The following is a 24,246-nucleotide window of genomic DNA, read 5'->3' as shown; positions in this document are numbered from 1 at the left end:
CGCGAACAGACACGAGGAGCTGACTCCCCATGGCCACCATCACCGTTCTCCGTGCGGGGCCGCTCACCACCATTCAGGACTGGCCCGGCCGGGTCGGCTACTGGAAGGTCGGTGTGCCGCCCTCGGGACCGATGGACGACCTCTCGTTCCGACTGGCCAACCAAGCGGTGGGCAATCCCGATCACGCGGCGGCGCTCGAGGCCACCATGATGGGCCCCGCCCTGCGCTTCGCGGAGGCGGCGCGGGTGGCGGTCACCGGTGCACCCGCGGTGGTCACCGTCAACGGATCGATTGTGCCGCAATGGGTGCCGATCACGGTCGAGGACGGCGACGTCCTCGACGTCGGTGCGGTGGCCGACCTGGGCATGCGCGTCTACGTCGCCGTCTCCGGCGGGGTCGACGCGGAGGACTATCTCGGTAGCAAGTCGACCTTCACTCTCGGGCGGTTCGGCGGTCACAACGGTCGCAGGCTCGACGACGGCGACGAACTGACGCCTGCGCGACTGTCGACCGGCACGGCCAGGCGCGTCCTCGGTGACGAGCAGCCGGCTTTCACCCACACGTGGCAACTCGGCGTCACCGTCGGCCCGCACAGCGCACCGGAGTTCTTCACCGCCGCCGACATCGAGGACATCCTCGGTACGGCATACGAGGTGCATTTCAACTCCGACCGCACCGGTATCCGGCTGACCGGTCCGAAACCGCAGTGGGCCCGGACCGACGGCGGTGAGGCGGGCCTGCACCCGTCGAACATCCACGACAACGCCTATTCGGTCGGTGCGCTGGATTTCACCGGCGACACGCCGATCCTGCTCGGACCGGACGGGCCGAGCCTCGGCGGCTTCGTCTGCCCGGTCACCGTCGTGACCGCTCAGCGCTGGAAGCTCGGACAGCTCAAGCCCGGTGACACGGTGACGTTCGTGCCGGTGCGCAGCGATCGGACCGCGTCACCGTCGGAGACCGGGTTGGGACGCCGCGCGTGCTTTGTGGATGTTCTCTCCTCGGGCGGGGATCCGGACGGCGGCATCCTCGGCTCCACCACCACCGCGGACGGCTCCACCTCGGTCACCTACCGCCGCAGCGGCGACGACAACATCCTCGTCGAGTACGGCGACATGCACCTCGACCTCGCGTTGCGCGCCCGGGTGCACGCACTGAGCGAGCGGATCGACGCAGAGCGTCCAGCCGGACTCATCGACCTCACGCCGGGAATCCGGTCACTGCAGATCAAGGCGGACCCCGATGTCTGGTCGCAGGGGCGAATGCTCGCTTGGCTCAACGAGTGCGAGAGCCAGTTGCCGGCCGCGGAAGATCTCGTCGTCCCGAGCCGGACCGTGCATCTACCGCTGTCATGGGACGACCCGGCAACCCGCGAGGCCATCGAGCGATACATGCTCGGTGTTCGTTCCGACGCACCGTGGTGTCCGTGGAACATCGAGTTCATCCGCCGGATGAACGGTCTGGGGTCCGTGGACGATGTCCACGAGATCGTGTTCGACGCGAGCTATCTGGTGCTGGGGCTGGGCGATGTCTACCTGGGCGCTCCGGTTGCCGTGCCGCTCGATCCGCGTCATCGCCTGGTCACCACCAAATACAACCCGGCGCGCACCTGGACGCCGGAGAACGCAGTCGGGATCGGGGGCGCCTACATGTGCATCTACGGCATGGAAGGGCCCGGCGGGTACCAGTTCGTCGGGCGCACCACACAGGTGTGGAACCACCGATACCCGTCGCCTGCGCCGGGGTTCGACCCGGAGCACCCCTGGCTGCTCCGGTTCTTCGACCAGATCCGTTGGTATCCGGTGAGTTCGGACGAACTCCTCGAGATGCGGGCAGACGTCGCGGCCGGTCGCGGCGACAGCGTGCGGATCACCGAAGGCACCTTCTCGCTCGCCGACCACCAGCAGTTCCTCGATGAGAACGCCACCGAGATCGCGGAGAGGCGTGCCACGATGGAGGCAGCGCGTGCCGAGGAGCGCGAGCGTTGGTCGCGTCAGGGTGAGTTCGCAGGAGTTCCGGCGGGTCATGCACTGACCGACGCCGTCGGACAAGGGGAGGTCGCAGAACAGGGGAAGGTCGCATGAGCAGGATCACCGACATCTACCGGCTCATCGACGAGGCCGACCGTCCGGAGGTGTTCATCACTCTGCGTCCCTGCGCCGACGTGGAGGCCGACCACCGGGAGTCGCTGGCCGCGGGAGGGCCCCTGGCGGGAATCGTCCTCGCGGTCAAGGACAATGTCGACGTCGCGGGCCTCCCTACGACCGCCGCGTGCCCCGACTATGAGTTCGTGCCGTCGGTCGACGCCCCGGCTGTCGCCGCGCTACGCTCCGCCGGGGCGGTGGTGATCGGCAAGACCAACCTCGACCAGTTCGCCACCGGACTCGTTGGCACCCGGAGTCCGTATGGGGCCGTTCGGGATTCACGACGTCCCGATCGGATCTCGGGTGGATCGAGCTCCGGTTCGGCCGTCGCCGTGGCCCTGGGGTTCGCCGACATCGCGATCGGGACCGACACGGCGGGGTCGGGGCGGGTGCCCGCGGGCCTGCAGGGAATCATCGGGATCAAGCCGACGCTGGGTGTGGTCTCGACAGCGGGTGTGGTGCCCGCCTGCGCGAGTTACGACACGGCGACCATCTTCGCGGCGGACATCGATCTCGCGAATCGGGCGATGGCGGTGATGGCCGGAGCGCAGGGGCCGCGACCGTTCGGTCCGACCACGCGACTGGCCGCCGCCGAGCAGCCGACCGTCGCGGTACCCGCAGACCTGCCCGAACTCGACGACGCGTGGCGTGATGCCTTCGGTGCCGCGGTCACCCGGGCCGAGGCCGCGGGACTACGGATCAAGCCCATCGACCTCGGGCCTTTCCTCGCTGCGGCGAAGCTGCTGTACGAGGATGCCCTGGTCGCCGAGCGGTACGATGCGGTCGGAGAGTTCGTCGACGCCGCCGGGTGTGGGCTGGACCATGTGGTGTCCGGGATCATCAGCGGTGCAAAACGTTTCGGTGCGGTGGAGCTGTTGCGTGCCCGTCGTCGTCTTGGGGGGCTTCGCATCGAGTCGATGGTGGAGTGGGGTGATGCCGATGCCCTGCTGGTGCCGACGGCGCCGTTGCACCCCACGCTGGCCGAGGTGGCCGCGGACCCGATCGGGGTGAACTCCCGGATGGGCACCTACACGAATTTCTGCAATCTCTTCGACCTGTGCGGACTGGCCGTGCCTGCCGGCGAGATCGACGAGAGCGACGGTACGCGCGCGCAATTCGGCGTCACATTCCTGGGGCGTGCACACGACGATGCGGTGATCACCGATCTCGCGCGCCGGTTTCTCGACGGCACCGCCGATGCCGGACCGGCCTGGCCGGAGGCGAGTGGAGCCCCGGCAACCGAACTCGCGGTGTTCGGTGCGCACATGCGCGGGGGTCCGCTGACCCACGAACTGTCTGACCGCGGAGCGCGGTGGTCGGGTGAGGTCTGTACCGCGCCTTCCTACCGACTCGTGGCGCTGGACACCACCCCCGTCAAGCCTGGCCTGGTCCGCGACCCCGAACACGGTCGGGGCATTCACGGAGAGGTGTGGACACTGTCGCCGACTGCTCTGGGGGAGTTCCTCGCGGAGCTACCGGCCCCGATGATGCTGGGGAGCGTCGAACTCTCCGATGGCCGATGGGTGGTCGGATTCGGTTGTGCGGCAGACGCGGCCGAAACCGGGGAACGACTGGACCGAACGCGCTGGTGACAGTGGGAGGGTCGCCCCGACAGACGTGAGTCGGCCAATTCTCCGAAATCGCCTTTACCTCACGAACCTCGTGTTTGAATGAGCCGGCTTGTTCGGGCGGGCAGGGGAGTGGGACGGATGACCGACTTGGGGCGCAAGGCAATTCGGCGATCGCGAAAGCAGGAGCGACGCCGCAACCGGCGACACCCGCGGCAGCACCGCGTCGCCGCGGGAGTGGTGGCGCTGGCGACGGTCGCGGCAGTCGGCGCCGGATCGGCGATGGGTCCGGGACAGGCGCAGGCGGTGGGGGTCGACGAGATCATCTCCGGCGTCGTCTCCGATGTGCTCGGCGGCAGCAGTGGCCTCGGGCAACTCGGCGACCTCAAGGACGGCCTGATGGAGGTCGTGAACGGGGGTGGCGCCGACATCGCCGGCCAGTGGCGGATCCAGCTCTGCGGGTCCGGCGGCGTCAATGGTGGCGCGGATTGTTCGGGCTCGAGCGGCGTCGGTCTCGCGATCGTGGCGCCGGGACGGATCGAACTGGTCCCGGCTTCCGCCTGGGGTGCGGCGTCGCGGATCTACAACTTCTTCGACGCCGTCGACAACGCGTTGCCCACCGGCCTGCAGACGGTCCCGACTCTCCGGAGTCCCGAGGATCCGGTCGGCAACGCGACGATCGTCGGAAGCGGCTTCCAATTCGCGTTCGCCTCGACCGGCGGAGAGGCCACCGCGATCTCGTACCTGCCGGTGAGTCTCGCGACGGCCGGAGCGAGCGACGGCCGGAAGGCCTACGCGTTCGCCATCGTCGGTATGGCGAATGCCTGGACGACGACCGACGACATCACCACGTCACTGGTCGGGCTTCCGTTGCCGATCACCCTGCCGGGCACGACGCACATCAGTTGTTTCGGCGGACTGACCGGTGCCTACGCAGAGGGAGTCGGCGCCTGCGCAAACATCCTGGGCACCTTCGATTTCCGGTGGACGGCTCCCGATGGTGAGGTGCAGTTCGCCCTGACCGACCCGACCGGCGTCCTGTTCGACCCGGCCACCGTCCTGGGCTCGGTGATCACCGCCGTGATCACCGACATCAGCGGCGACGGCAACCTGCCCATCACTCTCGCCAAAGACTTCGGCCGTCTGAGCTTCGGGGGCGAATATGACCTGTTCAGTGGTAATTTCGTTCGCTTCACCAGCGACTACGGCAGTCAAGGTGCGACCACCATCGAGTGGCTCGGGCAGAAGCTGACCCTCAACCCGGTGGTGACCGTCAACGGACAGGAACGCCCGAACCATCTCGGCGTGCCGCTGCTCGAGCTCGGGGATCTCGACACCGACGAGGTCGTCCCGGTGGTGTCCGCCCCGGAGGTGGCGTTGCCGTTCGGCCTACCGTCGCCCTCCGGTGATCGCGTGTCCACCAGCGTGCAGGCGGCAGCCACGCCGGCCGAGTTTGCTCCACCCGTCAGCGAGAGTTCCACGGGCACATCCGCATCGGTGACGACCGGCGACACGGAAGCCGTGGTCGACTCCTCGGCCCCCGAATCGTCCACCCCCGAGTCGTCCACCACAGGGTCGTCGGGCGCCGGGACGCGCACGGACAACGCCGATCCGGCCACGTCCTACGTGGGCAGGCACCGCGCCGACACCGTCGACAGCGCCGACACCGCCTCCGATGCCTCACCGGCCGGCGGGGCCGCCGATCCTGACACCACGTCGAGTGGGAGTCGATCCACGACCTCGACGGGCGGCCGGTCGGCGACCTCGGATGGCTCGGCCGCGGACTCGTCATCCTCAGCGGACTCGTCAACGTCCACGTCGTCATCGTCGGGCTCCGAGGGCGACTCCTAGGACGGGCCGCGCCGCCTCAGCGTCGGTCACGCGGCACGGGTCGCTCTCGTGGTTACAGTGGAGACAACCTCAGCGTCACCCGTTCCGCTCACCAAGGAGGAGCCATGGCGGTAGATCCGGCGAAGAGCAAAGCGGTCTCCCAAGTCGTCCGTCAGCACCCCGGTATGAGTCTCGTCGCGGTCTCCCCGGGCATCGTGGTGTTCCTCCTCGTCGGGTTCCTGCTGAACTGGCCACTGGCCATCCTGCTGGGCCTTGTGGGTGCCGGCGCCGGCTACTACTTTCTGACCCGTCAGAAGTAGACCCCGAGGAGCGATGACCACACGCGTCGACAGCTGGATCTGGGCGATCCGGCTCACCAAGACCCGGTCAGCGGCCGGTGCGGCATGCCGTGGCGGACACGTGCGAGTGAACGGTGTGACCGCGAAGCCCGCACAGCCTGTCGCGATCGGAGACGAAGTCCGGGTGCGCCTGCACGGCAACGAGCGGGTCGTCGAGGTCACCAAGCTGATCGTCAAACGGGTATCCGCGCCCGCCGCGGCCGAATGCTACATCGACCGCAGCCCACCACCACCCCCGCGCGAGGTCGTCGCGAGCCAGCCGCGCCGGGATCGCGGCGCCGGGCGACCGACCAAGCGGGAACGGCGCGAACTCGACCGCCTGCGGATGCAGGGTGGCCTCCTGGTCTCGCTTGTCCTCGTCCTGGTCGTGGCCCTCGCCGGCTGCTCGGACGACTCCGACGACCCGGCGGCACCCACAACCGCCGACGCACCGGGCAAGGCCGGCGCAGGGCCGTTCTTCGGCCCGTGTGGGGGCGTCACGACCGAGGAGGTCACCCGGATCACCACCTTCGCCGGTCTCGCCAACACGGTGAACAACGCATCGGTCTGCGAATGGGACAGCAGCAACGACCGCACCGGGCCGGTCGCCTCGTTCAACTGGTATCGCGGGTCCCCGATCGGTCGCGAGCGGGCTACCGAGCAGTTGTCGCGCGAGTCCACCAAGGACATCGACATCGACGGGCACAAGGGATTCATCGCATCCGACACGGGGATCTGCGAGATCGGTATCGCCTTCGGTGCGGACTTCTTCGAATGGTCGGTGAGCGCGGGCACGCAGGCGCTCGGGAGCGCACAGCCGCCGCCCGCCGGAGACCAGATCTGCGATTCGACCCGTGAACTCTCCCGGCTCTCGATCGAGCGTGCCTCATGAAACGACTGTTCACGCTGATGGCGGTTCTCGTGCTGGTCCTCGGGCTCGGGACGGCGTGCGCCCGTGACATCGACGGCGAGCCGGTGGCCGTCGGCGCCGCCGACAACGAACAGAAGGGCAACGTCGACACCGACCAGTACGACAAGCTGCTCCTCGAATGCGAGGTCCTCTCGACGGCACAGATCGCGCAGGCGGTCGGCGGAAGTGTCGCCCGCGGCACCTTCAACGGGGCGATCTGCCGTTGGCTTGTCGAGGGCGCCACGTCGGCGAGTGTGACCTTCAACTGGTTCGAGTGGGGGGACCCGAACGTCGAGAAGCAGACCGCCAAGAAGCTCGGTTACGAGACCGAGAACATCAAGGTGGCCAGCCAGGCGGCATTCACCCAACGCGATCCCAAGCGACCCGCGGTCTGTGGGGTCACGGCGCGTGCGCCGAGTCGCGGTGTCTTCACGTGGTGGGTCGAACCGCGCACGGCAGCCGTGCCTGCGGACCCGTGCGCCGCGCCGATCAAACTGATGGAGCTGCTCCTCAGCGGCGGTCAGTAGTCAAGCGGTCACACGCTCGGCAGCTTCGACACCGACACCGTCGCCGCTACCACCGGTCCGTCGTCACCCGGGATCAGCATCCACACGAGGAGCCGTTCGGGTTCCCGCACCCGTCGCAGGGTGATCGGCACTCCCGGGACGATCGGCCGCAGATATTCGATGACAGCGCGGTGCGGACCGTCGACCAGCTCGGGGTGATCGACGAGTTCGTCCTCGATCGCCTCCAGGTAGGCCGCGTTGTTGAGGTGTTTGAACGGGTCGAAATCGGTGATGCGCAGAACGTGCTCGCGGTCCTCGAGCTCGATCGTCGACGGGTCGGGCGCCTTGTCCGGATTCATGGACTTCCAGCGCAGCCGGTGCTCATCGGTCATCTCCGAGAGCATCTCGAGCATCTCGTCGGTGATGCGCGACGGCATCCCCTGATCGTTCACATTGATCCAGAACGCCTCGGTCTCGATGAGTCCCGGTTCCCGCTCGTCGGGATTGAACCGGTTGGTCTCGTGATCGGCGGTCAGGCGTACACGCATGTTGGTCCAGCGTGTGGACAGTGCCCCGCACCAGCGCTGCGCGGTCACCGCGGCGGGCCAGGAGAACGGGCGGATCACGTCGATCACGGTCCGTCGGACGATCCAGAACGGATCGGAGGCGCCGTAGTCGGTGGCCTCGATGTTGTCATTGGCGACATCCTGCAGGTAGCGCGCGACGGCATCGAGCCGCACCCGCATATCCTGATCCACGTCTCCGGTCCGGACGCGATAGCCCGCCTCGAAGTATCGCGCGCCGTCCTTGCGATCGGACAATGGTTCGAACGTTGTTCCCGCTGCTTGCGAGGTGCTCACTCGGTCCCTACTTTCAGCCACCGGTACCTTTACAGTTAAGATACGCAGGACGAGAAAACTAGAACACGTTCCACGTGTTGGATTTAGAGGAAACAGCAGATGGCGCATGTGATCACCCGACCATGTTGCAACGACGCCAGTTGTGTCAGCGTGTGTCCGGTCAACTGCATACATCCCACGCCCGATGAGCCGGAGTTCTTCACGGCGGAGATGTTGTTCATCGACCCTGAGACGTGCATTGACTGCGGAGCCTGCATCGACGAGTGTCCTGTCGAGGCGATTCTTCCCGATGACCAACTCGAAGAACGCGACGAGCCGTATCTGCAGATCAACGCCGACTACTACAAGGACCACGACGTAGAAGGCGGCCTGGTACCCCCGAAGAAGGCGCCCCAGTTGCCCGATGGCGAGCTGCATGTCGCCATCATCGGAGCCGGGCCCGCCGCCTTCTATGCGGCCGAGGAACTCGTGCGCAAACCTCAGGTCAAGATCGACATGTTCGATCGGCTCCCGACGCCGTATGGGCTCGTCCGGGCCGGCGTCGCGCCGGATCACGCCCCAACCAAGGGCGTCGAGAAGACCTTTGCGGCAACCGCGGCAAAGCGGAACTTCCAGTACTTCCTGAACGTCGAGGTCGGCAAGCACATCACACACGCCGAGCTCGTCGAGCGCTATCACGCGGTGGTCTACGCGGTCGGTGCGTCCACCGACAAACGTCTCGGGCTCGAGGGGGAGGATCTGTCCGGATCGATCCCGGCCACCGAGTTCGTCGCCTGGTACAACGGCCATCCCGATTATGCCGACCTCGACGTCGATCTGTCGTCCGAGCGGGCGGTGGTCGTCGGCAACGGCAACGTGGCCCTCGACGTCGCGCGCATCCTGGTCAGCGATCCCGACGAACTCGCGAAGACCGACATCGCCGACCACGCGCTGGCAACGTTACGTGAGTCGAATGTCAAGGAAGTCGTATTGCTCGCCCGTCGTGGCGTCGCGCAGGCCGCGTACACCAACAGTGAGTTCCTGGCACTCGGTGATGTCGAAGGCGTCGACGTCGTGATCGACCCCGACGAACTCGTCCTCGACCCGGCCAGCGAGGCGGCACTCGAGGACGACACCCTGGATTCCACGATCGCGACCAAGATCCGCCTGGCGCGGGAGTTCGCGGAGCGGCCGGCCACCGAGGGGAACCGGCGCATCGTGTTCCGCTTCCTGGTCTCGCCGATGGAGCTGAGCGGCGACGGGCACGTGGAGCGGCTGACGTGCGTGCGCAACGTGTACGCGCCGGGCACCGAACGGGTGGCGGTGACGCCATCGGAGGAGCACTTCGACATCGAGACCGGAGTGGTGCTGCGGGCGATCGGCTATCGTGGCGTACCTGTCATCGACCTGCCCTTCGACGACGTGAACGGCGTCGTGCCGAACACCGACGGCAGGGTTCAGGTCGCTGCCGACGGTGAGGTCGTGCCGGGGCTCTTCGTCACTGGATGGATCAAACGTGGTGCGACCGGGGGGATCGGCATGAATCGGATATGTGGTCAGGAGACCGCGGAGGCCGTACTGAAAGACTATGTGGCGGGGTCGTTCTCGAGCCCGGCCACGTCTCGCGACGACGTCGCCGACATCGTGTCGGACCGCGGTGCCCGTCGGATCGACATGGATGGCTGGAAGGCCATCGATGCCGCCGAGAAGAATGCCGGTAAGTCCGCCGGTCGCCGCCGCGTGAAGTTCGTCTCGCTCAACGAGTTCGAGGTCGCCGCCGGCATGGAACCGGTGCAGTAGGGATGCGCGTCGCACTGCTGTCGTATCGCAGCAAGCCGCATTGTGGCGGTCAGGGAGTCTACGTCCGTCACCTGTCCCGAGAGCTCGCACTGCTCGGTCACGAGGTCGAGATCTTCTCCGGCCAGCCATATCCGGAACTCGATCAGGTCGCCATCGATGCGGGGGTGAAGCTCACGAAGGTGCCGAGTATGGCGCTCTACGACGAGCCGGACCCGTTCCGTACCCCGCGACCGGGCGAGTACCGCGACTGGATCGATGCGCTCGAGGTCGGGTCGATGTGGACCGCGAGCTTCGGTGAGCCCCTCACGTTCAGTCTGCGGGTGGCCCGACTGCTCAAGCAGCGGCGGGATGATTTCGACATCGTCCACGACAACCAATGCCTCGGTTACGGTTTGCTCGACATCCAGAAGGCCGGTTTCCCGCTGATCGCGACGATCCATCATCCGATCACCCGCGATCGCACACTGGCGGTCAAGGCGGCCAAGGGCTGGCGCAAGATCACCGCGTGGCGATGGCATTCGTTCCTGCGGATGCAGGGTCGCGTCTCCCGTCGAATCCCCGAACTGCTCACCGTGTCGCGCAGCAGCGAGGTCGACATCCGCAAGGCATTCGACATCCCGTCGGGCCGCATCACCACGATCCCGCTCGGCGTCAACACGGATGTCTTCCGTCCGGGCGTCGAACGTGTCCCGGGCCGCGTAGCGTGCGTCGCCAGTGCCGACGCACCGCTCAAGGGGGTCTCGTACCTGCTCGAGGCCATCGCGAAACTGAGTGCGGAGCGTCCGGTCGAACTGGTACTGGTGTCCAAACTCGACCCGAACGGTCCGTCGGCCAAGATGATCGACGACCTGGCCATCGGTGATCGGGTCCGCGTGGTCTCGGGCCTCGAGGACGAGGAGATGGCCGACCTGCTGGCCTCGGCCGAGGTCGCGTGTGTCCCATCCCTGTACGAGGGGTTCTCACTTCCCGCGGTCGAGGCGATGAGCTGTGCGACCCCGCTCGTCGCGACCCGCGCAGGCGCGATTCCCGAGGTTGTCGGAACCGAGGAGGAGGCGGCTCTGCTGGTGCCGCCGGGCGATTCCGGCAAACTCGCACAGTCGATCGGACGCCTGCTCGACGATGCCGAGCTGCGCCGTCGACTCGGACAGGGCGGCCGCAGCCGCGTCGAGGACCGGTACAGCTGGGCGGCGGTGGCCGCCAAGACCGCGGCTCACTACGAAACCGTTCTGGAACGGGTCGCGCGCGATGGGGGCGTGGCGACCGAGCCCGGCCCGCTCGCGGGCTGACCACGGCAACATCATGGATCGACGAAGGGAACGCGCGTGCTGACAGTGGATTTCGACCGCCTGGGGGTGGGTCCGCAGACCAAGGCGATCGATATCGGTGCCGGGCAGGGGAGGCACTCCTTCGAGATGTTCCGGCGCGGCGCGGATGTCATCGCCTTCGACCAGTCCGAATCCGACATGGCCGACGTCGGCGAGATGTTCGACGCGATGATGGCCGAAGGCCACGTGCCGGCCGACGCGAAAGCGCGGGCCGAGGTCGGTGACGCGCTTCGTCTTCCGTATGCCGACAACAGCTTCGACGTCGTACTGATGTCCGAGATCCTGGAGCACATCCCAGGTGACGAAGCCGCGATGGCCGAGATGGTCCGGATACTCAAGCCGGGTGGGGTCGCTGCCGTCACCGTGCCCCGCTACTGGCCCGAGAAGGTGTGCTGGGCATTGTCGGACGAGTACCACGAGGTGGAAGGCGGTCACGTCCGGATCTACAAGGCGTCCGAACTGGCCGACAAGCTGACCCGAGCGGGGCTCGAGGTCACCGGCACCGATCACTCGCATGCACTTCACGCGCCGTACTGGTGGCTGAAATGTGCTGTCGGCGTGGAGAACAACGACAACGTCCTGGTGAAGGGATATCACCAGCTGCTCGTCTGGGACATGATGAGCAAGCCGTGGCTGACCCGGGTGGGGGAGCAGGCACTCAACCCGTTCATCGGCAAGTCGGTGGCCCTGTACCTACGGAAGCCGGCCGAGTCCGGGACACCGTGACGCGGTTTCCGGCGATCGCCGGGGTGCTGACCGCGCAGCAGATGGACGCCACGGGCGCCGCTGTGGCTGCGATGCAAGAGGACTCGGGTGCACTGCCGTGGTTCCCGGGCGGTCAGACCGATCCGTGGGACCACATCGAGTCGGCGATGGCGCTGTCGGTCACCGGACGTATCGCGGAGGCGCAAGCGGCCTACGAGTGGTCGCGACGCCTGCAGCGCGAGGATGGGTCGTGGCCCATCCGTACCGTCATCGGCCACGTCGAGGATGCGAACATCGACAGCAACTTCTGCGCCTACATCGCGGTCGGCGTCTGGCATCACTACCTGATCACCGGTGACACCAGGTTCCTCGATCGGATGTGGCCGATGGTGTGGTCGGCGATCGACTTGGTGATGAAGTTCCAGCGCCCAGACGGTGCGTTCCGGTGGGGCGGTGACCACGGCACCGGAGCGATGTTCGATCAGGCCCAGATCACCGGCAACGCAAGCATTTTCCAGGCCGTCGACTGCGCGATCCGAATCGCTGACGAGGTGGGTCAACCGGATCAGGAGTGGGTGAGCGCGCACACCGCGCTCGGCGACGCGATCCGCGACCGGCCGGAGATCTTCGAACCGCCGTCGGATCACTCGATGGACTGGTACTACCCGATCCTCGGCGGCGCGTTGCGCGGTCGGGCGGGGCAGGAACACATCGCACGCCGGTGGGACGAGTTCGTGGTCGACGGCAAAGGTGTTCGCTGCGTTGACCATCGGCCGTGGGTCACCGGCGCCGAGACCTGCGAGCTCGCGCTCGCCCTCGACGCGCTCGGGGACACCGGAGACGCGATCACGCTGGTGGAATCGATTCAGCACCTTCGGGATCCCGACGGCTCCTACTGGACCGGGCTGGTCTATTCCGACGGCAAACGGTGGCCGGTCGAGAAGAGTTGCTGGACCTCGGCGGCGGTCATCCTTGCTGCTGATGCGATCAGTCGGACCAGTGCGGCCAACGGGATCTTCCGCGACGTGCGACAAAACCTGGCCGTCGGGCGCTGAATGACCTAGACTGGTGTCCAGTCAGTCGTCCAGGGTTGGACGTGACATCTCGCGACGCGGCGTTGGAGGGTTCATGGAATTCGGAATCGTGCAGTTCACCAGTGATCGTGGGCTCAAGCCCCATGTGCTCGCCCCGCTGATCGAAGAGGCCGGATTCGCTGCGTACTACGTGCCGGAACACGGTCACATCCCCACCAGGCGCGACGCCGCGCATCCGCAGACCGGGGACTCGTCGCTGCCCGATGACCGCTACATGAGGACTCTGGATCCGTGGACGTCCCTGGCCGCGGCTGCTGCGGTCACCGAGCGGATCCGCCTGGCCACCGCGGTGGCTCTGCCGGTGCAGTCCGATCCGATCACGCTGGCCAAGACGCTGGCCACCCTGGATCACATCTCCGGAGGCCGTGTCACCCTCGGTGTCGGATTCGGTTGGAACCTAGACGAACTCGGTGATCACGGCGTGCCGCCGAAGCGCAGGCGCACCATGCTGCGCGAATACCTCGAGGCGATGCGTGCGTTGTGGACTCAGGAAGAGGCCGAATACCACGGGGAGTTCGTCGATTTCGGTGCCAGCTGGGCGTGGCCCAAACCGCCGCAATCGTCGATCCCGACCCTGGTCGGCGCGGCGGGCAACGAAAAGAACTTCAAGTGGATCGCACGCAGTGCGGACGGCTGGATCACCACGCCCGGTGAAGACGACATCGAGGGTTCGGTGGAACTCCTCAAGCGCATCTGGTCGGAGGCGGGCCGGGACGGGGAACCGCAGATCGTCGTACTCGACTTCAAGCCGGTTCCCGAACGCCTCGACAAGTGGCGTGAGATCGGCGTGACCACCGTCCTCTATGGACTGCCGGACGACAGTGTGGAGCGTGCGAGCGGTTACCTCGCGAAGCTGGCCGGGAAACTCGGCCTCGCCCCGGCCGCGGTCTGAGGGGCTCGATCGTACCGGGCTCGGTTTCGATACGCGTCGGACTCGCTCCGCTCGTGCGACGCTACTCAACCAGCGGATAAGCCGTCTACCCGCCAGCGGATAAGCCGTCTACCCGCTGGTCGAGTAGCGTCGAGCCGCTAGGCGAGAGGCGTATCGAGACCACGTGCGCCACATGCCCATTCACTCCTCCGGGGTCGTCCGCAACCCGGGCATCAGGTATCGCCGCACATGCCGTAGCACCGCGTCGGACTCGGTTTCGATACGCATCGGACTCGGTTTCGATACGCATCGGACTCGCTCCGCTCGTGCGACGCTACTCAACCAGCGGATGAATCGTCTACCCGCCGGCGGATAAGCCGTCTACCCGCTGGTCGAGTAGCGTCGAGCCGCTAGGCGAGAGGCGTATCGAGACCACGTGCGCCACATGCCCATTCACTCCTCCGGGGTCGTCCGCAACCCGGGCATCAGGTATCGCCGCACATGCCGTAGCACCGCGTCGGAGTCATCGGGATCGACCGCGTCGCCGGGAACGGTGCCCAGACTGATCAGCACCCGCGCGACCCATTCGGACACCTCGCCGAAGTCGTGATCGGGGTGGATCTCGCCGCGCTCGGCGGCGGCGTCGATGAACGGGCGCCAGAAGGCTGCGAGGTCGGGTACCAGCCCGGCAACTCCGGCACCGGCGCAGGCGGCGAATTCGTCGGGTTCGGTGGTACGCAACCGCATCAGCAGTGTCCCGGGATCGTCGTAGGCGCCGCGGCCGATACGCACGCCGGCGCTCACTTGCCGATCGAGGCCGTCGATCGCCTCGAGTTCGCCGACCGCATCGACCCAGAAGGACTCGTTGAGCCGCACGATGGCGGCGCCGATGAGGGTGGACTTGTCCGGAAAATGTCGATAGAGCCAGGCCCGGGACACGCCGGCCGTCTCCGCGACCTCCTGCATCGTGGTCGAGCGGATTCCTTTCTCGGCGAGCAGTCTTTCGCACGCGTCGAGAAGTCGGGCAGTGACCGGGCCCGTCGGTTGGGGGTTCGTCGGTACCTCGCTCACGTTCGCACCCTAGCAAATCGGTAGACAAATCCCGGATTCTGTTTACCCTCGCGCGGAAATGCGGTAGACAGAATGAACAATCTGTCTACCGCCCGGATCCGCGGGCTGTTCGGGTGAGGAACCATGAGCACATATCTTCCGCGTACCGCGGTCATCGGGGCAGGGATCAGCGGTCTCACCTCCGGAAAGATGCTCGCCGACTACGGCGTGCCGTACACCTGCTTCGAATCGTCTGACCGAATCGGTGGGAACTGGGCGTTCGGTAATCCGAACGGGCACAGCAGCGCATACCGCTCACTGCACATCGACACGTCCAGGCACCAGCTGTCGTTTCGTGACTTCCCGATGCCCGACGAGTACCCCGACTTCCCGCATCACTCGGAGATCAAGCGCTATCTCGACTCGTACGCGCAGACGTTCGGGTTGCTCGACAACATCGAGTTCGAGAACGGTGTCACCCATGCGCGTCGGCTCGACGGCGGGGGGTGGGAACTCGAGACCCAACGGGGCGAGCGACGCCGGTTCGACCTCCTGGTGGTCGCGAACGGACATCACTGGGACCCGAGGTTTCCCGAGTTCCCCGGCGAGTTCGCCGGGACCACCATGCATGCGCACCACTACATCGATCCGAAGACGCCGCACGAGTTCTCGGACAAGCGGATTCTGGTTGTCGGACTCGGGAACAGCGCTGCCGACATCGCGGTGGAGCTGTCGTCGAAGGCGCTCGGCAACAAGCTGACGTTGTCGACGCGATCGGGCGCCTGGATCGTGCCGAAGTACTTCGCGGGCAAACCGGCCGACCGGTACTACCACACCTCGCCGTACATCCCGTTCTCGTGGCAGCGGAAGTTCATGCAGGTCATGCAGCCGATGACCGCGGGACGGCCGGAGGACTTCGGACTGCCGACGCCGAATCACAAGTTCTTCGAGGCGCACCCGACGCAATCGGTGGAGCTGCCGCTGCGCCTCGGCTCGGGTGACGTGATCCCGAAGCCCAACATCTCACGGTTCGACGGTGACACTGTCCATTTCGAGGACGGCACTTCCGACGACTTCGACATCATCATCTACGCGACGGGTTACAACATCACCTTCCCGTTCTTCGACCCCGACGTCATCAGTGCACCGGACAATCGGATCGATCTGTACAAGCGAATGTTCTACCCGGGCATCGACGATCTCGTGTTCGCCGGCTTCGCGCAAGCCACTCCGACACTGTTCCCGTTCGTCGAATGTCAGGCTCGACTGCTCGGCGCATACGCCGTCGGGCGCTATCGCCTGCCGTCGGAGCCGGAGATGCGTCGGGTGATCGCGGAGGACCAGCAGTTCTTCACCGGCCACATGCTCGACCGGCCACGGCATACCCAGCAGCTCGACCATTACCTCTACGAACACAACATCCGCGTCAAGGAGATACCGGCGGGTCTCGGTCGCGCCAGGGGGCAGGGCGCCCCTGCATGGGCCCGAGTCGAGGGACATGACGAGCCGATGGTCGCCGCGGCGGCCGCACCGGGAGGACCGCAGTGACGACGACCAGGACGACCATCACCTTCGATTCCCACGGAACAGGCTGTGACGCCTGGTACTTCCCGGGCGCCGACTCGTCAGAGTTCGACACCCCGGCGGGCCGGCCCGTGGTGGTGATGGCACATGGGTTCGCCGGCACCAAGGACTCCGGTCTGGAGCCGTACGCGCAGCGCCTGGCCGACGCCGGACTCGCGGTGTTCGCCTTCGATTACCGAGGGTTCGGCCTATCGGGCGGCGAACCACGGCAACGGATCTCGATGGCCGGACAGGCCGACGACTATCGCGCGGCGATCGTCGCGGCCAAGCGTCAGGAGGGGGTCGACCCCGAGCGCGTGATCCTCTGGGGCGTCTCGCAATCCGGTGGTCATACGCTGGTCGTGGCCGCAGGCCGGTCCGACGTCTGCGCGGTGATCGCGATGGTGCCGCTGGTCAACGGTCTCGCGGCCGGAGTGCACCACTATCCACAGGTCGGTGCAGCTGCGATGGCGCGATCGACCGCCGTCGGCATCGGTAGTGCGCTCGCAGGCAAGATGGGACGGCCGCCGACGATGATGCCGGTGGTCGGGAGGCCGGGGGAGAAGGCCGCGCTGACGTCGCCGGGCTTCTACGAGGACTATCTCGCGATCGCCGGCCCGTCGTGGCGCAACGAGGTGGACGCGTCGATCGGGTTGGAACTCGGCAACTTCCGCGCCGACAAGTCTGCGGATGCGATCACCGCGCCGGTCCTGATGCAGATCGCCGACTTCGATCAGGGCGCACCACCCCACGCCGCGGCGAAGGCGGGATTCAAGGCGCGCGCCGAGGTGCGGCACTACCCGTGCGACCACTTCGACGTCTTCGCGGGCAGGGACTGGTTCGAACCCGCTGTCGCGCATCAGCTGTCATTTCTGACCGCACACCTCACGTCTGCATCCGAGACGGCCGCCACAGGCGGTGCCTCATGAGCGGCACGCGTGCTGCGGTCGTCGTCGGCGGAGCGTCTGGTATCGGTCTGGCGACCGCGCGGGCGTTGGCCGCCGAGGGATATGTCGTCACCATCGCCGACGTGAACGCCGGTGCGGCGCGGACGGCCGCCGACGAGATCGGCGGTGCCACCACCGCGGTGACGATGGACGTGACGGACGAGGCATCGGTGGCCGCGGGCTTCGAGGCGGTGCAGGATCTGCACGCCGTCGTGAGTTGTGCCGGTCTGACGATTCCCGGCGCCATCACCGAACTGCCGCTCGACCACTGGCAGACCACCATCGACGTCTGCCTCACCGGATCGTTTCTGGTACTCAAACATGCAGGCCAACGCGTCGTCGAGGGTGGCAGTATCACCGTGATCTCATCCCTGAACGGGCGTCAGCCCGGCAACGGTGTCGGTGCCTACTGTGCCTCGAAGGCCGGTGCCACGATGCTCGTCGAGGTGGCCGCGCTGGAGATGGCGCCGCGCCGGGTTCGCGTCAACGCGATCCAGCCCGGTGTTGTGGACACCCCGCTCACGGCCGGACTGTCGATGGTCCCGGGGCTCACCGACGAGTACATCGAGAACACTCCGTTGGGCCGCAGTGGTCGTCCGGAGGAGATCGCGGACATGGCGGTGTTCCTCGCATCCGACAAGGCCGCGTGGATCACCGGAGCCGCCTTCGATGTGAACGGCGGCGCGCATCTCCAGCGCTACCCCGACGTGCTCGGCAAAGTGCGGGCGATGATGTCCTGATGGTTCGTCCCCGGTGTCGCTTCATCGTCCGGCAGCAGTCGAAGAACGAAGTACGACCGGGGGAGGACCTCGGGCATCCTCCGGCGGCAGGGCGGGTCAGCCCAGCGGGGTGCCGACCTCGCCGCCGTCGCGACGGAGCACGCGCAGTGAGCCCTCGGCCCGCACCTCGGTGAACTGCCCGGTGGCCAGCGCCTGACGATAGATCTCGTACGGCGGGCGTCCACCGTCCTCCGGGTTCGGGAACACGTCGTGGATGAGCAGTGCGCCGCCGATCCGCACCCAGGGCGCCCAGCCGTCGAGGTCGTTCTGCGCGGCCTGCATGCTGTGGCCGCCGTCGATGAACACGAAGTCGGCCGGCTTGCCCCACACCTTTGCGGCGAGGGTCGACCCTGCGAGCATGCCGATCACCGTGTTCTCGAGACCCGCGTCGTACATGGTCTGGCGGAAGCGTGCCGAGGTGTCGAGTGTCCCGGTGTGCGGGTCGACGAGGGACTTGTCGTGGTACTCCCAGCCGGGCTGGTGCTCCTCGGAGCCGCGATGGTGATCGACCGTCACGATGGTCGCCCCGTAATGTTCGGCGGCAGCGCCGAGGAAGACGGTGGATTTGCCGCAGTAGGTGCCGATCTCGATCCCCACCCGCGTCGAATTCGGCTGGGCCAGATACTCTCCCGCGATCTCGAAAAGTGTCTGTGCCTCGTCGAGGGGCATGAATCCGGGGGCCTCTTCGGCCACTTTGAGACGCTCCGGCGATGGTGCGTTCGGCGTCCTTGCCGACGATGCAGTCATACCGCTGATCCTATCCGGTCGATATCGGTGGCCGCGTAGGGTGAGCCGTATGAAAGCACAAGTGCTCACCGCCGAGACGGGACCCGCTGGACTGGAACTGACCGACGTCGCAGACCCCGCTCCGGCCGACGGACAGGTCCTCGTCGACATCAAGTCGTGTGGTGTCTGCTTCCCCGACCTCCTGATGAGTCAGGGCAAGTATCAGCTGCGCATGCCGACGCCCTTCACCCCGGGTACCGAGGTGGCCGGGGTGGTCCGCGAGGCTCCGGCCGGCTCGTCGGTGAAGGCGGGCGACAAGGTGCTGGTGGCGTCCATCGTCGGCGGCTTCGCCGAGCAGGTCGCCGCGGCGCCCGAGCAGTTGTTGCCGCTACCCGAAGGCCTGACCTTCGACCAGGGTGCGGCGATGGGCATCAACTACCAGACCGCGTTGTTCGCGCTGAAGCTCCGCGCACAGACCGCGCCCGGCGAGATCGTCGGTGTCCTCGGCGCTGCGGGTGGCGTCGGTACCGCCTCGATCATGGTCGCAAAGGCGATGGGCGCCAAGGTGATCGCCATCGTCCATCGCAAGGGCGCCGAGGAGCTGCTGCGCAGTGCGGGTGCCGACGAGATCGTCGCGCTCGAAGATGGCTGGGGCGACAAGCTCCGGGAGGTCGCACCCGAGGGCGTGGACGTCATGATCGACCCATCGGGCGGTGAGGTCTTCGACGAGGCCCTTCGTCAGGTCGCCCCCGACGGGCGCTACGTGGTGATCGGTTTCGCTGCCGGCGGTATCCCGACGGTCAAGCTCAACCGGGTGCTGTTCCGCAACATCTCCGTCGTCGGTGCCGCGTGGGGCGAGTACGTGCGAACCCATCCCGGGGTGCCGGAGATGTTGCACGACGAACTGGCCGAGATGATCGCGGCAGGTCTCCAGCCGCAGGTCAACGTCACCTATTCGCTCGACGAACTGCCCAAGGCGTTGACCGATCTGGCCGAAGGGCGGATCCTGGGGAAAGCGGTCGTCAAGATCGCCGACTGAGCGATTCCTCCGCTGGTCGAGTAGTCGACGAGCGGAGGGTGACGGATTCCTCCGCTGGTTGAGTGGTCGACGAGCGGAGCGAGGAGACGTATCGAAACCGAGGGAGCCCCCCATGTGCCGCAACATCACCGAACTGCGCGGTCTGGAACCCGCGGCCACCGACGAGGAGATCGAAGCTGCGGCCCGCCAGTACATCCGGAAGGTGAGTGGCATCCGGCATCCGTCGTCGGCCAACGTCGAGGCCTTCGAGATGGCCGTGCAGCAGGTCACCGAGGCCACCCATGCGCTGCTCGATGTGTTGCCCGAGCGACGGCAGCCGCCCAAGACCGTGCCGCCGCTGCGCCGTCCCGAGGTGCGGGCGCGGATGGCGGCACAAGGGTCGGTCTGACACCCGGGGTTTCGCGCAGTGATGAGCGGAAGTGTTGGGTGTTCGCGGTCGTCGCTCGCTAATGTGCTGAGGTGACTGCCACCCGTCCGGCCTCGGCTCGCTCCGCTCCCAGACCGGTCCGCCACCTGGCATTCCTGGTGGTCGTGGCCATGATCGGTCTGATGGCCGCCGTCGGTGGTGCGGCTCCGCCTGCTGCCGCCGCGCCGCCGGACAGTTGCACGCCCGCCGGTGCGGCGTCGGCATCGGCGGCCCCGACCAACATGGCGGCGGCGGATCAGGGCGGCGAGGACCGCTACACCACCGCAACCACGACCCCGGTCGACCAGATCGACACCAATGCTCTCGGCCTGCTGAAACCCGGCACGATCTCGGTCGGCACGCTGTCCGACGCCGGCCCCAGCATCTGTGTGAACGGTCAGGGTGTCTTCACCGGCTTCGACAACGAGCTGCTCAAAGCGGTCGCGGCCAAGCTCGGCCTGCAGATCCAGTTCTCCGGGACCGAGTTCGCCGGACTGCTCTCGCAGGTGGCCAACAACCGGTTCGACGTGGGGTCGTCGTCGATCACCACCACCGACGAGCGACGCAAGACGGTCGACTTCACCAACGGCTACGACTTCGGCTATTTCTCGCTGGTCGCACCGACGAGCGGATCGATCAAGAGCTTCTCGGACCTGAGCGACTCCACCAGGATCGGCGTCGTCCAGGGCACGGTCCAGGACGACTACGTGATCAACACGCTCAAGCTCGACCCGGTGAAGTTCCCCGACTATGCGACCGCGTACGCGAACCTGAAGAGCGGCCAGATCGACGCCTGGGTGGCGCCCTCACAGCAGGCGGAAGGAGCGGTGAAGGACGGTGACGGCACCGCCATCGTCGAGAACACCTTCAGCGTCAACAACTTCGTTGCCTGGGCGGTCGGCAAGAACAAACCGGAACTCGTCGCGGCGCTCAACTCCGGACTCGACGCCATCATCGCCGACGGCACCTATGCGAAGCTGTACACCGACTGGGTACCGCGTGAACTGCCGGACGGCTGGAAACCCGGCAGCAAGGCAGCACCCGAGCCGAAACTGCCGGATTTCGCCGCCATCGCCAAGGAGAACGAAGCCGAGAACGCGGGCAAGGCGGAGGAGTCGACCGCGCCGAAGGGAACCTTCGCCCAACTCGGCAGCACGTTCTTCAACTGGGACCTCTACCGGGAGTCCTTCCCCGACCTGATCAAGACCGGACTGGTCAACACCCTGATCCTGTCGCTCGTGTCCGGTGTCCTCGGGACCATCATCGGCATGCTGCTGGCCGTTGCCGGCATCTCCCGCTCACGATGGCTGCGCTGGCCTGCCCGCGTGTACACCGACATCTTCCGCGGCCTGCCCGCCGTGGTGGTGATCCTGCTCGTCGGTCTCGGGGTGGGCCCGGTGGTCAAGAACCTCACCGGAAACAACCCCTATTGGCTCGGCGCCGTCGCGTTGGCACTGCTCGCCGCTGCCTACATCGGCGAGATCTTCCGTTCGGGTATCCAGAGCGTCGACGACGGGCAGATGGAGGCCTCACGCGCCATCGGTTTCAGCTATCGGCAGTCGATGCGGCTCGTCGTGATCCCGCAGGGTGTGCGGCGCGTCCTACCAGCACTGATGAATCAGTTCATCAGCCTGATCAAGGACAGTTCACTGGTCTATTTCCTCGGCCTGCTCGCCAGTCAACGAGAGTTGTTCGCGGTCGGTCGGGACCTCAACGCGCAGACCGGCAACCTCTCGCCGCTGGTGGCGGCGGGCATCGTCTATCTCGTGCTGACGATTCCTCTCACACACCTCGTGAACCACATCGACAACCGGTTGCGCACCGGCCGTCCGGCCGACGTCGAAGACGACCCGCTGCCGGTGACCGCGGTCGAGAAGGGATGAGCGAAATGGACACCATCACCGCACGCGAGGCGGTCTCCCTGACCGGTACCGACCTGCACCTGTCGTTCGGCAAGAACCACGTATTGCGCGGGGTCGACATCCAGGTCGATGCAGGGACCACGACGACTGTGATCGGGCCATCGGGGTCCGGGAAGTCGACGCTGCTGCGAGTGCTCAACCGGCTGCACGAACCCGATCAGGGCGACGTGCTCCTCGACGGCCGATCGGTCCTGCGGGACAATCCCGACGAGCTCCGGCGTCGGATCGGCATGGTGTTCCAGCACTTCAACCTCTTCCCGCACAAGACCGTCGTGGACAACATCTCACTCGGGCCGCGTAAGTTGCGCGGTCTCGGCAAGGAGGAGGCCCGTGCGGTCGCGATGCGCCAGCTCGAGATCGTCGGCCTGACCAACAAAGCCGACGCGCGGCCGGGAAGTCTGTCCGGCGGACAGCAACAGCGCGTGGCGATCGCCCGGGCGCTGGCGATGGAACCGCAGGTGATGTTCTTCGACGAGGCGACGTCGGCGCTCGACCCGGAACTCGTCAAAGGGGTGTTGGCGCTGATGGCCGACCTCGCCGAGCAGGGGATGACGATGGTCGTCGTCACCCACGAGATGGGTTATGCCCGCAATGTTTCCGACAGCGTCCTGTTCATGGATCACGGCGCCGTGGTGGAAACCGGCAATCCCGAACAGATCTTCGACGCAGCGGAATCAGAACGACTGCGCGCCTTCCTGTCTCAGGTGTTGTGAGAGGCTGCCGGCCTCAGCCGACCCCGAACAACTCGGCGGCGTTCTCATAGAGCACACCGCGTAGCCAGTCGTCGCCGAGATCGAGGCGCGCGACGGCCTCGAGTGCGTGGGTATACGGGTACGGGATGTTCGGGAAGTCGCTGCCGAACATGATGCGGTCGCCGAGGTCGCGCAACCGGGGGAGTTCGCTCTTCGGGAACGGCGCGCCCTCCTCGGAGAAATCGGTGAACGACATGGTCGTGTCGAACCGTACTTCCGGATAGCGCTCGGCGAGATCGAGGAACTCGACGTATTCGGGAGTTCCCATGTGCGCGATGATCAGCGGCAGCGACGGGAAACGGTGCAGCAGTGCGGCGATCGGGTCTGGACCGGTATGTGTCCCGGGAGCCGGACCCGAGCCGCAGTGGATGATGACCGGGACCTGGCTGTCGGCGATCTGCGCCCAGACGCCGTCGAGGAGAGAGTCCAGCGGTGAGAAGTCGCCGACCTGGATGTGGCACTTGAACACCCGCGCGCCGTGTTGAATGGCCTTCGAGACGTAGGCGGGCGCCGACTCCTCCGGATAGAACGTCGCGGTCTGCAGACAGTCGGGATGGTGCGCCGCGAAATCGGCCGCCCACCCGTTCAGCCACTCGGCCATGTCCGGTTTGTGCGGATAGACCAGGGACGAGTACGCGCGCACCCCGAAGTCCTGCAGGGTCGCGACGCGGACGTCCTCGTCGGCGCGGTAGGCGATCGGCCACTCGCGTCCGATCAGGGGACCCGCGGAGTCGAAGTACGCCCACACCTTGTCCATCACCGGTTTCGGCATGAAGTGGGTGTGGACGTCGATCAGGCCGGGCACGCCGAGGTGTTGCCAGGCGTCACGCAGACGCTGGGTCTCCGCCGAACTGAAGGGTTCTGGCAGGCTTTCGGCGGCGGATGCGGGTCGGTCGGGAACAGCGCTGTTCACTCCTTCGACGCTACTACCGTCGACGGTCGCGCGGTCCGCGGCCCGGTGCTCGGGTGAGTCATGAGCAAGCTGGTGGTCACCGAGATGCCAACGCCGGTGGGCCGCGGACGTGCCGTGCGGGTGCCGGCGTGAGCGCTAAATATGTTGGGCGAGTGACCAACTTGGATCGGCGGGGCAGGGTTGTCGGGTTTCTCCAATTCGAGCCGAACGGCAAGTGCA

22 protein-coding genes are annotated in these 24,246 nt (G+C 66.6%); 18 read left to right on the top strand and 4 right to left on the bottom strand.

The window, feature by feature from the left end; translation table 11 throughout:
* Nucleotides 1–29 precede the first annotated feature (29 nt).
* From IDF66_RS04925 to IDF66_RS04900, 6 genes are all read left to right on the top strand, one after another.
* A complete protein-coding gene (locus tag IDF66_RS04925) occupies nucleotides 30–2,084 on the top strand; it encodes a 5-oxoprolinase/urea amidolyase family protein (protein ID WP_190265892.1) in 2,055 nt (684 codons plus the stop codon).
* On the top strand, nucleotides 2,081–3,736 hold the full coding sequence (atzF, locus tag IDF66_RS04920) for an allophanate hydrolase (RefSeq protein WP_190265891.1): 1,656 nt from the start codon (nucleotides 2,081–2,083) through the stop codon (nucleotides 3,734–3,736). The genes IDF66_RS04925 and atzF overlap by 4 nt, the downstream gene beginning before the upstream one ends.
* Before the next feature lie 117 nt (nucleotides 3,737–3,853).
* On the top strand, nucleotides 3,854–5,563 hold the full coding sequence (locus IDF66_RS04915; RefSeq protein WP_190265890.1) for a hypothetical protein: 1,710 nt from the start codon (nucleotides 3,854–3,856) through the stop codon (nucleotides 5,561–5,563).
* A 104-nt stretch (nucleotides 5,564–5,667) separates the two neighbouring features.
* On the top strand, nucleotides 5,668–5,862 hold the full coding sequence (locus IDF66_RS04910; protein ID WP_164311027.1) for a hypothetical protein: 195 nt from the start codon (nucleotides 5,668–5,670) through the stop codon (nucleotides 5,860–5,862).
* A 13-nt stretch (nucleotides 5,863–5,875) separates the two neighbouring features.
* A complete protein-coding gene (locus tag IDF66_RS04905; RefSeq protein WP_190265889.1) occupies nucleotides 5,876–6,772 on the top strand; it encodes a DUF3558 family protein in 897 nt (298 codons plus the stop codon).
* Entirely contained in the window at nucleotides 6,769–7,317 is a 549-nt protein-coding gene (locus tag IDF66_RS04900; RefSeq protein ID WP_164311029.1) for a DUF3558 domain-containing protein, read from the top strand. The genes IDF66_RS04905 and IDF66_RS04900 overlap by 4 nt, the downstream gene beginning before the upstream one ends.
* An 8-nt stretch (nucleotides 7,318–7,325) precedes the next feature.
* Here the strand turns inward: IDF66_RS04900 and IDF66_RS04895 are convergent, their stop codons facing one another.
* Complete coding sequence (locus IDF66_RS04895; protein ID WP_203588562.1) at nucleotides 7,326–8,156, bottom strand: acyl-[acyl-carrier-protein] thioesterase; 831 nt, start codon at nucleotides 8,154–8,156, stop codon at nucleotides 7,326–7,328.
* A 99-nt stretch (nucleotides 8,157–8,255) separates the two neighbouring features.
* Here IDF66_RS04895 and IDF66_RS04890 point away from each other — a divergent pair, with 99 nt between their 5' ends.
* From IDF66_RS04890 to IDF66_RS04870, 5 genes are all read left to right on the top strand, one after another.
* Nucleotides 8,256–9,935 carry an FAD-dependent oxidoreductase gene (locus IDF66_RS04890; protein ID WP_190265888.1) on the top strand — a complete coding sequence of 560 codons (1,680 nt, stop codon included), beginning with the start codon at nucleotides 8,256–8,258 and terminating at the stop codon, nucleotides 9,933–9,935.
* A 2-nt stretch (nucleotides 9,936–9,937) separates the two neighbouring features.
* Nucleotides 9,938–11,221: a glycosyltransferase family 4 protein gene (locus tag IDF66_RS04885; RefSeq protein WP_190265887.1), complete on the top strand. Its 1,284-nt coding sequence runs from the start codon at nucleotides 9,938–9,940 to the stop codon at nucleotides 11,219–11,221.
* A 36-nt stretch (nucleotides 11,222–11,257) separates the two neighbouring features.
* Entirely contained in the window at nucleotides 11,258–11,986 is a 729-nt protein-coding gene (locus tag IDF66_RS04880; RefSeq protein ID WP_164311033.1) for a class I SAM-dependent methyltransferase, read from the top strand.
* The gene (locus IDF66_RS04875; RefSeq protein WP_164311034.1) at nucleotides 11,983–13,020 is read left to right on the top strand and encodes a prenyltransferase; all 1,038 of its coding nucleotides are present in this window, start codon (nucleotides 11,983–11,985) and stop codon (nucleotides 13,018–13,020) included. The genes IDF66_RS04880 and IDF66_RS04875 overlap by 4 nt, the downstream gene beginning before the upstream one ends.
* A 73-nt stretch (nucleotides 13,021–13,093) precedes the next feature.
* Complete coding sequence (locus tag IDF66_RS04870; RefSeq protein WP_190265886.1) at nucleotides 13,094–13,951, top strand: LLM class F420-dependent oxidoreductase; 858 nt, start codon at nucleotides 13,094–13,096, stop codon at nucleotides 13,949–13,951.
* Nucleotides 13,952–14,383: 432 nt separating this feature from the next.
* Here the strand turns inward: IDF66_RS04870 and IDF66_RS04865 are convergent, their stop codons facing one another.
* Nucleotides 14,384–15,001, bottom strand: a complete 618-nt coding sequence (locus IDF66_RS04865) for a TetR/AcrR family transcriptional regulator (RefSeq protein WP_190265885.1) — start codon at nucleotides 14,999–15,001, stop codon at nucleotides 14,384–14,386.
* 123 nt (nucleotides 15,002–15,124) lie between these two features.
* On the opposite strand from IDF66_RS04865, the gene IDF66_RS04860 reads away from it, so the two are divergent.
* Genes IDF66_RS04860 through IDF66_RS04850 form a run of 3 tightly spaced genes read left to right on the top strand, consistent with a single transcriptional unit; the run spans nucleotide 15,125 to nucleotide 18,230 of the window.
* Entirely contained in the window at nucleotides 15,125–16,528 is a 1,404-nt protein-coding gene (locus tag IDF66_RS04860) for a flavin-containing monooxygenase (protein WP_190265884.1), read from the top strand.
* Nucleotides 16,525–17,472: an alpha/beta hydrolase gene (locus IDF66_RS04855; protein WP_164308582.1), complete on the top strand. Its 948-nt coding sequence runs from the start codon at nucleotides 16,525–16,527 to the stop codon at nucleotides 17,470–17,472. Before IDF66_RS04860 ends, IDF66_RS04855 begins: the two co-directional genes overlap by 4 nt.
* Nucleotides 17,469–18,230, top strand: a complete 762-nt coding sequence (locus IDF66_RS04850; RefSeq protein ID WP_190265883.1) for an SDR family NAD(P)-dependent oxidoreductase — start codon at nucleotides 17,469–17,471, stop codon at nucleotides 18,228–18,230. The genes IDF66_RS04855 and IDF66_RS04850 overlap by 4 nt, the downstream gene beginning before the upstream one ends.
* Nucleotides 18,231–18,326: 96 nt before the next feature.
* Here IDF66_RS04850 and IDF66_RS04845 read toward each other — a convergent pair whose 3' ends face one another.
* The gene (locus IDF66_RS04845) at nucleotides 18,327–19,016 is read right to left on the bottom strand and encodes a class I SAM-dependent methyltransferase (protein WP_190265882.1); all 690 of its coding nucleotides are present in this window, start codon (nucleotides 19,014–19,016) and stop codon (nucleotides 18,327–18,329) included.
* A gap of 49 nt (nucleotides 19,017–19,065) precedes the next feature.
* On the opposite strand from IDF66_RS04845, the gene IDF66_RS04840 reads away from it, so the two are divergent.
* The 4 genes from IDF66_RS04840 to IDF66_RS04825 all read left to right on the top strand — a co-directional run bounded on the left by IDF66_RS04840 (nucleotide 19,066) and on the right by IDF66_RS04825 (nucleotide 23,075).
* Nucleotides 19,066–20,034 carry an NADPH:quinone oxidoreductase family protein gene (locus tag IDF66_RS04840; RefSeq protein ID WP_164308585.1) on the top strand — a complete coding sequence of 323 codons (969 nt, stop codon included), beginning with the start codon at nucleotides 19,066–19,068 and terminating at the stop codon, nucleotides 20,032–20,034.
* A 112-nt stretch (nucleotides 20,035–20,146) separates the two neighbouring features.
* On the top strand, nucleotides 20,147–20,422 hold the full coding sequence (locus tag IDF66_RS04835; protein ID WP_164308586.1) for a DUF2277 domain-containing protein: 276 nt from the start codon (nucleotides 20,147–20,149) through the stop codon (nucleotides 20,420–20,422).
* 149 nt (nucleotides 20,423–20,571) lie between these two features.
* Nucleotides 20,572–22,323: an ABC transporter substrate-binding protein/permease gene (locus IDF66_RS04830; protein WP_164309316.1), complete on the top strand. Its 1,752-nt coding sequence runs from the start codon at nucleotides 20,572–20,574 to the stop codon at nucleotides 22,321–22,323.
* A 5-nt stretch (nucleotides 22,324–22,328) separates the two neighbouring features.
* Nucleotides 22,329–23,075 carry an amino acid ABC transporter ATP-binding protein gene (locus IDF66_RS04825; protein ID WP_164308587.1) on the top strand — a complete coding sequence of 249 codons (747 nt, stop codon included), beginning with the start codon at nucleotides 22,329–22,331 and terminating at the stop codon, nucleotides 23,073–23,075.
* A gap of 13 nt (nucleotides 23,076–23,088) precedes the next feature.
* On the opposite strand, the gene IDF66_RS04820 is transcribed toward IDF66_RS04825, so the two are convergent.
* Complete coding sequence (locus IDF66_RS04820; protein WP_190265881.1) at nucleotides 23,089–24,027, bottom strand: amidohydrolase family protein; 939 nt, start codon at nucleotides 24,025–24,027, stop codon at nucleotides 23,089–23,091.
* Between the last annotated feature and the right edge of the window lie 219 nt (nucleotides 24,028–24,246).

The organism is Gordonia hankookensis, assembly GCF_014673215.1.
GTDB lineage: Bacteria > Actinomycetota > Actinomycetes > Mycobacteriales > Mycobacteriaceae > Gordonia > Gordonia hankookensis.
This window is presented reverse-complemented; position numbering and strand designations above follow the sequence as displayed.

Coding starts and splice junctions, on each gene's coding strand:
- IDF66_RS04840 (WP_164308585.1), top strand. CDS start 19,066: ATGAAAGCACAAGTGCTCACCGCCGAGACGGGACCCGCTGGACTGGAA.
- IDF66_RS04890 (WP_190265888.1), top strand. CDS start 8,256: ATGGCGCATGTGATCACCCGACCATGTTGCAACGACGCCAGTTGTGTC.
- IDF66_RS04845 (WP_190265882.1), bottom strand. CDS start 19,016: ATGACTGCATCGTCGGCAAGGACGCCGAACGCACCATCGCCGGAGCGT.
- IDF66_RS04905 (WP_190265889.1), top strand. CDS start 5,876: ATGACCACACGCGTCGACAGCTGGATCTGGGCGATCCGGCTCACCAAG.
- IDF66_RS04870 (WP_190265886.1), top strand. CDS start 13,094: ATGGAATTCGGAATCGTGCAGTTCACCAGTGATCGTGGGCTCAAGCCC.
- IDF66_RS04830 (WP_164309316.1), top strand. CDS start 20,572: ATGATCGGTCTGATGGCCGCCGTCGGTGGTGCGGCTCCGCCTGCTGCC.
- IDF66_RS04900 (WP_164311029.1), top strand. CDS start 6,769: ATGAAACGACTGTTCACGCTGATGGCGGTTCTCGTGCTGGTCCTCGGG.
- IDF66_RS04825 (WP_164308587.1), top strand. CDS start 22,329: ATGGACACCATCACCGCACGCGAGGCGGTCTCCCTGACCGGTACCGAC.
- IDF66_RS04850 (WP_190265883.1), top strand. CDS start 17,469: ATGAGCGGCACGCGTGCTGCGGTCGTCGTCGGCGGAGCGTCTGGTATC.
- IDF66_RS04860 (WP_190265884.1), top strand. CDS start 15,125: ATGAGCACATATCTTCCGCGTACCGCGGTCATCGGGGCAGGGATCAGC.
- IDF66_RS04885 (WP_190265887.1), top strand. CDS start 9,938: ATGCGCGTCGCACTGCTGTCGTATCGCAGCAAGCCGCATTGTGGCGGT.
- IDF66_RS04910 (WP_164311027.1), top strand. CDS start 5,668: ATGGCGGTAGATCCGGCGAAGAGCAAAGCGGTCTCCCAAGTCGTCCGT.
- IDF66_RS04925 (WP_190265892.1), top strand. CDS start 30: ATGGCCACCATCACCGTTCTCCGTGCGGGGCCGCTCACCACCATTCAG.
- atzF (WP_190265891.1), top strand. CDS start 2,081: ATGAGCAGGATCACCGACATCTACCGGCTCATCGACGAGGCCGACCGT.
- IDF66_RS04915 (WP_190265890.1), top strand. CDS start 3,854: ATGACCGACTTGGGGCGCAAGGCAATTCGGCGATCGCGAAAGCAGGAG.
- IDF66_RS04835 (WP_164308586.1), top strand. CDS start 20,147: ATGTGCCGCAACATCACCGAACTGCGCGGTCTGGAACCCGCGGCCACC.